This is a genomic window from Microbacterium sp. 13-71-7, from assembly GCF_002257455.1.
In the GTDB taxonomy this organism is placed as follows: domain Bacteria; phylum Actinomycetota; class Actinomycetes; order Actinomycetales; family Microbacteriaceae; genus Microbacterium.
On sequence record NZ_NCKN01000243.1, the window covers coordinates 1 to 5,579 of the forward strand.

General features: G+C 68.5%; 8 protein-coding genes. 4 read left to right on the plus strand and 4 right to left on the minus strand.

Going from position 1 to position 5,579, the window contains the following annotated elements; all coding sequences use genetic code 11:
- Positions 1 to 218: 218 nt before the first annotated feature.
- The gene (locus tag B7X32_RS17650; RefSeq protein WP_292722607.1) at positions 219 to 1,166 is read left to right on the plus strand and encodes a histidine phosphatase family protein; all 948 of its coding nucleotides are present in this window, start codon (positions 219 to 221) and stop codon (positions 1,164 to 1,166) included.
- A 9-nt stretch (positions 1,167 to 1,175) separates the two neighbouring features.
- Here the strand turns inward: B7X32_RS17650 and B7X32_RS17655 are convergent, their stop codons facing one another.
- On the minus strand, positions 1,176 to 1,694 hold the full coding sequence (locus tag B7X32_RS17655; RefSeq protein WP_292722610.1) for a CGNR zinc finger domain-containing protein: 519 nt from the start codon (positions 1,692 to 1,694) through the stop codon (positions 1,176 to 1,178).
- A 25-nt stretch (positions 1,695 to 1,719) separates the two neighbouring features.
- Between B7X32_RS17655 and B7X32_RS17660 the strand changes: the two genes are divergently transcribed.
- On the plus strand, positions 1,720 to 1,986 hold the full coding sequence (locus B7X32_RS17660; RefSeq protein ID WP_292722612.1) for a hypothetical protein: 267 nt from the start codon (positions 1,720 to 1,722) through the stop codon (positions 1,984 to 1,986).
- On the opposite strand, the gene B7X32_RS17665 is transcribed toward B7X32_RS17660, so the two are convergent.
- Together B7X32_RS17665 and B7X32_RS17670 are read right to left on the minus strand one after the other, a co-directional pair.
- Complete coding sequence (locus B7X32_RS17665) at positions 1,973 to 2,518, minus strand: DUF1697 domain-containing protein (RefSeq protein WP_292722614.1); 546 nt, start codon at positions 2,516 to 2,518, stop codon at positions 1,973 to 1,975. The two genes, B7X32_RS17660 and B7X32_RS17665, sit on opposite strands and share 14 nt — an antisense overlap.
- On the minus strand, positions 2,515 to 3,138 hold the full coding sequence (locus tag B7X32_RS17670; protein WP_292722616.1) for an isochorismatase family protein: 624 nt from the start codon (positions 3,136 to 3,138) through the stop codon (positions 2,515 to 2,517). The genes B7X32_RS17665 and B7X32_RS17670 overlap by 4 nt, the downstream gene beginning before the upstream one ends.
- Before the next feature lie 181 nt (positions 3,139 to 3,319).
- On the opposite strand from B7X32_RS17670, the gene B7X32_RS17675 reads away from it, so the two are divergent.
- Positions 3,320 to 4,165, plus strand: a complete 846-nt coding sequence (locus tag B7X32_RS17675; protein WP_292722618.1) for a tyrosine-type recombinase/integrase — start codon at positions 3,320 to 3,322, stop codon at positions 4,163 to 4,165.
- A gap of 394 nt (positions 4,166 to 4,559) precedes the next feature.
- On the plus strand, positions 4,560 to 4,847 hold the full coding sequence (locus B7X32_RS17680; RefSeq protein ID WP_292722619.1) for a hypothetical protein: 288 nt from the start codon (positions 4,560 to 4,562) through the stop codon (positions 4,845 to 4,847).
- Between the two features lie 109 nt (positions 4,848 to 4,956).
- On the opposite strand, the gene B7X32_RS17685 is transcribed toward B7X32_RS17680, so the two are convergent.
- The coding region (locus tag B7X32_RS17685) for a hypothetical protein (RefSeq protein ID WP_292722620.1) at positions 4,957 to 5,579 on the minus strand (623 nt) is incomplete at its 5' end.

Genomic DNA, 5,579 nt, shown 5'->3' on the forward strand with positions numbered 1-5,579 from the left:
GCTGACGGGGACGACTCGGGTTCGGGGAGCGTGCCCGGCGGTCCGCCGTGCGCGCAGCACTCCGCCGTGCGCTCGGCGCGCAGCGGGAGCAGCGAAGGATCGCGTCGTTTCCGAAACACTCTTGCAGCCGAATACCTTAGCGTGGCAGGTTTCTAGATGCGGGCCCCGATCTCTTCACAGAGCCGTGACGAGCGCCCCGCAGATTGAGAGATGCATCCATGAGACGAAGCGTCATCCGCGTCGCAGTGGCCACCGCCGCCATCGTCGCGGCCACCACGCTCACCGGACTGTCGGCCAACGCGGTCCCGACGAGCGCCGGCGTCAGCACCGGCAGCGACAAGTCCGACAAGAAAGCGGTCGTCATCTACCTGACCCGTCACGGACGCACCATCCTGAATCAGACCGACACCGTGCAGGGCTGGGCGGACTCCCCGCTGCTCGTCGGCACCCAGCCGGTGGCGACGGCCCCTGTCGCGAAGCTCAACGAGGGCCGCCCCCTGGCGACCGCGGTAGGCGCGAGCCTCAGGGCGGCGGTGGGCAGGTTCGACGCGGCGTACTCCGGCGACGGGAAGCGCCACTTCGAGACCGCGACCTACCTCCTGCAGGGCGCGGACCAGGCCCGTCTCGCGATCACCCAGGACTGGCGCCTGCGCGAAATGAACTTCGGCCGATACGAGGGCAAGGAGAACAAGGAGATGTGGTCGGCGGCGGTCGAGCACCTCGGCTACACGATCGACCACGACGCGGCACCGACTGCCCCGGCAGATGCGACGGGCCAGAACGGCGGCTGGCAGACGATGCAGGGGATCGCGATCGCGCAGCACGGGCTGTACGGCATGATGGCGGCCATCAAGGCCGTGGCCGATGCTCCGCAGCTGGGCTTGCCTGCAGAGGACTGCGCGGACGTGAACTCCCGGATGACCGCGGCACTGGCTGAGATCGCGACGAAGGCGAAGAAGAGGGACAGCGCGGTCCTCGTCGTTTCCAGCGGCATCTCGATCATGTGCTTCGCGAATGGTCCCGACATGCGCACCGTCGACGGAGGCACGCCCGGAATGCCCCCGGCGGGCGTCCCGAACCTCGGCGTGACGAAAGTCATCTACAAGGACGGCGGGTTCACGATCGATGGAACCGTCGGAAGCAAGGACTACTACCCGCAGCCATGACCGACAACGCTATCCCCGGCGGGCGCGGTGGCGCCGCACGGCGTCGCGATTGGCGCAGCGCACGGAGCAGTAGCGCTGGCGCCCGTTGCGGGTCACATCGGCCACGACGTTCGTGCACGGCGCCGCCGCACAGCGTCCCAGACGCGCCATCCCTCGCGTGACCAGGTGCAGGGAGGTGCCGACGGCGATCACGGCGCGCAGCACGTGGGGCAGCGAGTCCTCCTCGCCGCGGTAGTGCAGATGCCAGCCCTCGCCGTCGTGGTCGGTGAGCCGCGGGTACGCCGCCGCGTCCGCCATCTCCGCGTTCAGCAGCGCCGCGCGCTCCTCCGGCGCCGACGCATCGACGACGCGCAGCCAATCGTCGATCACCCTTCGCGTGTCGGCGTGATCACTCGGCCCCACAGGGAAGACCATCGTCATCCCGAAGTCGCGAGTGCGCTGCTCGACGCCGGAACGATCGGACGGCCAGTCGTTGGCGAGCGATGCCGCCATCAGCACCGCGTACTCGCCGTAAGGGTTGAGATGCATAATGGCATTACATCATCGTGGAGGCATGACCGCCGCATCCTCTGCCGACACGGCATCCGTTGCCCTCCCGTCCGCGGATCCGCTCCGCATCGCCCCCGCGCACGAGCATGCCTGGGCGACCCGATCCCGGCACAGGACGGCCGACGGCACGCTCCTGTACGTGCGCTGCGTGAGGTGCGGCGCGCAGCGCGTGGATCTGCATGCGGCGGGTGCAGCAGCGCCGACCGCGCTCAGCCGCGCTCTCGGGGGCGAGGGGACCGCCGGGACGGCCGAAGCCGTCAGCCGGCCGTGAGCTCGGCGAGCTTCCGCACCGTGCGGAGGTTGCGCGCGGTCCCGGCGACGCCCAGCGCACGGTCGAGGACCGGGCGTGTGAGCTTGCTGGAGTGCACTCCCCCGGCGCCGAAGTCGATCCAGAGATCTTTTCCGCGCAGGGCGATCCGCTCGCCGGGCTGCAGCCGCGCCGTCAAGGCCTCGACCGCGTCGGCGTGCGGCTCCCCCTCGAGGAACATCGCGTGCAGCATCTTGTCGGCGGCGGCGTCGGGGAACGGGTTCTCCTCGATCGCGCGGACCAGATCGTCATGCGTGCGCAGGATCACCGGGGTGTCCACCCCGAACGCATCGTGGATCAGTGCCCGCACCTCGGCGCAGACCGCAGCAGGATCGTCCGGAGCGTCGCAGATGACGTTGCCGCTCGCGATGTAGGTGGTGACCGCGCCGAATCGGCCGCGGTCGTTCATGAGCGCGCGCAGCTCCGCCATCGGGACCCTGTTCGCGCCGCTCACGTTCACAGCGCGCAGGAGCAGTGCGCAGCGTTCGGCGGTCACTCGGCGGGGCCATCGGCCGGAGCGGCGGAAGGAGCGCTCGGCGCTGCGCCGCTCGACAGGAGTTCGGCCCCGGCGTGGGCGAGCTCGGCCAGTGCCGCTGCGCTCGATTCGGCGCCGACACCGGCGACGAGGTCCGTCAGGATCCGTACGTGCACGCCGTGGGCGATCGCGTCGGATGCCGAGGCGCGCACGCAGTGGTCGGTCGCGATGCCGACGACATCGGCGGTGAGCACGCTGTGCGCGGACAGTATTCCGGCGACGTTCTCGCCCGCCTCCGTCACGCCCTCGAACATCGAGTAGGCCGGACGCCCCTGCCCTTTGCGCACGTAGTGCGTGACGGCCGCCGTGTCCAGCAGCGGATCGTAGTCGGCGCCCGTGGTGCCGGCCACGCAGTGCACGGGCCAGCTGTCGACGTAGTCCGGCGCGTCGGAGAAGTGCCCTCCGTTGTCCCCCGTCGCGTCGTGCCAGTCCCGCGAGGCGACGATGACGTCGTAGTCGGCCGCGTGATCGCGGAGCAGAGCGGTGATGCCGCGGGCGACGGCGTCGCCTCCCGCCACGGCGAGGGCGCCTCCCTCGGTGAAGTCGTTCTGGACGTCGACGATCAGCAGCGCACGAGACATGCTCCGAGCGTACGCCGGAACGACGAAACCCCCTCCGAGGAGGGGGTTTCCGGTCGAGCCGCCCAAGGGAATCGAACCCTTGACCTTTTCATTACCAGGCATACGCCCTCGCATCGTAGTCACCTAAATTACCAGTTCACAGGCTGTTTTTCCGCGGGACAACAGCAATATATTCGCGCCTATGACAACCACACTTTGGGACGACACCCACGACCTTCTAGCCTCGTGGGCGACCTGGCAGCGGGCGCAGGGCCTCAGCGACCGGACGATCACTGACCGCGCCGATCGAGTCGCGCACCTGCTCGCCTACACCGGAACCACGCCCCGCACCCTCGACGCGAACGCGATCATCACATGGTGCGGCCGTCCCAACCTCAAAGCCTCCAGCCGAGCCAGCTACCACGCCGATGTACGCGCCTTCTGCACCTGGATGCGCAGGGCCCATGTGCGAACCGACGACCCCAGCGACGACACCCCCAGGCCGAAGAAGCCCCGCGGCGTGCCCCGACCGCTCGCCATGTCCGAAGTACAGCGCATCTACGACGCCACCAACCGACAGCGCACCCGCGCGTACGTCGCTCTCGCAGTCCTAGCCGGACTCCGCGTCCACGAGATCGCCAAGTTCCGCGCCGAAGACCTCAGCATCGCATCCGACGCGATCACCGTCACCGGCAAGGGCGGAGTGACCCAGATCATCCCTCTACACCCTGACCTCGCCGCACTCGCGCCGCACATGCCCGCCTCCGGATGGTGGTTCCCCGCCTACGGTCGCCCCGGCCCCGTCACCCGCGCCGCGGTCTACGCCGCGATCACCTCCGCCACGAACCGCGCCGGGATCCACGCGACCCCGCATCAGCTTCGGCACGCCTACGGCACCGAACTACTCCGCCGCGGGGCCAACATCCGCACCGTGCAGGAACTCCTACGCCATGCCTCGATCGAGACCACACAGCGGTACACCGACACCGACTGGACCGAGAAGCGCGCTGCAATCCACACCCTCCGCATCGACAGCGGCCAGCCCTGAGCAAGTAGCCCGGGCCGAGCGCACGCGTCAAGCCCACTCCGGTTCCTGAGCCTTCCGTGAGGATGGTGCTCCGCACCTTGCCTGGCCGCCCCACCCCTGGGGCTTGACCCGCACACCCGTCCCTGACTCATCGGCGAGGGCGCCGAAATGGCAGGCCATTTCGGACCAGCCGAAACGCAGCAGAGAGGATCAACGACGATGGAATGCTCACACCCAGACGGTGTCTACCTGTATCCCGCGACCGACGAAGAAGGCTACGAGCTTGTGGTCTTCCGCTGCACGGAGTGCGGCCAGAAGTACGTCGAGGGCACATGATGAACGCCATCCGAGGGCGTCAGGTACAGCCTGACACCGAAATCCCGACCAGATCCCGGCCGTTACGATGAGCCGTCGCATGGTCGAAACACTCGACCAGATCGCTTTCGCGAAGCGAATCATCCGCAGCGTAGGTCGGCGTTGCGCAGCAGGCGACGACTTCGAGCTCGCTGAACTCGCCTCGATCCGGGACGAGCTTGAGGACGCGATCACCTACGCCGTTCACGGCCTGCGAGCGCAAGGCCAGTCGTGGCAGTACATCGGCGACGCACTCGGCATCCGCCGCCAGAGCGCCCAGGAACGATACGCACGCCCACCCTCTGCTAGCCTGGCGGGCACATCGGAGGGTTTGTCCCCATTGATGTAGTCCCAGAAGCCCCCACGACGACGGTCGTGGGGGCTTCGTCGTGCTCACCGGAAGAACCGGAGCACCTGGAGCAACAGTCGGACGACCTGGAGCGCCTCGCGTACGAACCTCATTTGTCGCACCGGCAGACCGGGATCGACCGGCGCCCGCCGCAATGTGCGCAACGCCCGCCGTCGAGTACCTCACCGACGCGGGTGACCGCGCCGAGCGTGTCATATGCGGCGAACACCATCGACCGCGGCCCCCACCACCACTGAACAACCGCCGCGCGCAGCGCGTGCACCTGCCCTTTGCCCTGTGAGGCTTTCGCCGCGGTCCACTCGTCGAAATCGACGGCAGAGAACGCCCGGGCCTTGAACAGCCGTCGTGGCAGCCAGGCCGGAGGCGTGTCAGTTTTCAGGCTGGTCCGGTCGGGGAGCCACCCCCGGCAGTCGATCACGAGCTGCGTGCACTCGCGGATCACGGCATCGGCGCGCTTCCATGACGGTGCGGACCAGGACAGCTGCACATCGCGCCGGCGCAGCTGCTGCAAGATCGTCTGCACCGCGACGGGCATCCCCATCGCCTCGCGTGCGCCTGCGATTCCGGTGACCTCATCGAACAGCAGGTCGGCGTGTTCCGCCTCGAGGACCTGTGCCCATTCCGTGAGACGTTCGTAGTGCTCGCAGGGCTGGCCCGTGCGCGGGTCGTAGATCGCGACGGTCGAGATGATCCGCCGCCAGCCCTCGAAGA

What these genes read in the sequence shown, in the direction of transcription:
- B7X32_RS17675 (WP_292722618.1), top strand. Translation starts at nt 3,320, where the DNA reads ATGACAACCACACTTTGGGACGACACCCACGACCTTCTAGCCTCGTGG.
- B7X32_RS17670 (WP_292722616.1), bottom strand. Translation starts at nt 3,138, where the DNA reads ATGTCTCGTGCGCTGCTGATCGTCGACGTCCAGAACGACTTCACCGAG.
- B7X32_RS17660 (WP_292722612.1), top strand. Translation starts at nt 1,720, where the DNA reads ATGACCGCCGCATCCTCTGCCGACACGGCATCCGTTGCCCTCCCGTCC.
- B7X32_RS17680 (WP_292722619.1), top strand. Translation starts at nt 4,560, where the DNA reads ATGGTCGAAACACTCGACCAGATCGCTTTCGCGAAGCGAATCATCCGC.
- B7X32_RS17655 (WP_292722610.1), bottom strand. Translation starts at nt 1,694, where the DNA reads ATGCATCTCAACCCTTACGGCGAGTACGCGGTGCTGATGGCGGCATCG.
- B7X32_RS17650 (WP_292722607.1), top strand. Translation starts at nt 219, where the DNA reads ATGAGACGAAGCGTCATCCGCGTCGCAGTGGCCACCGCCGCCATCGTC.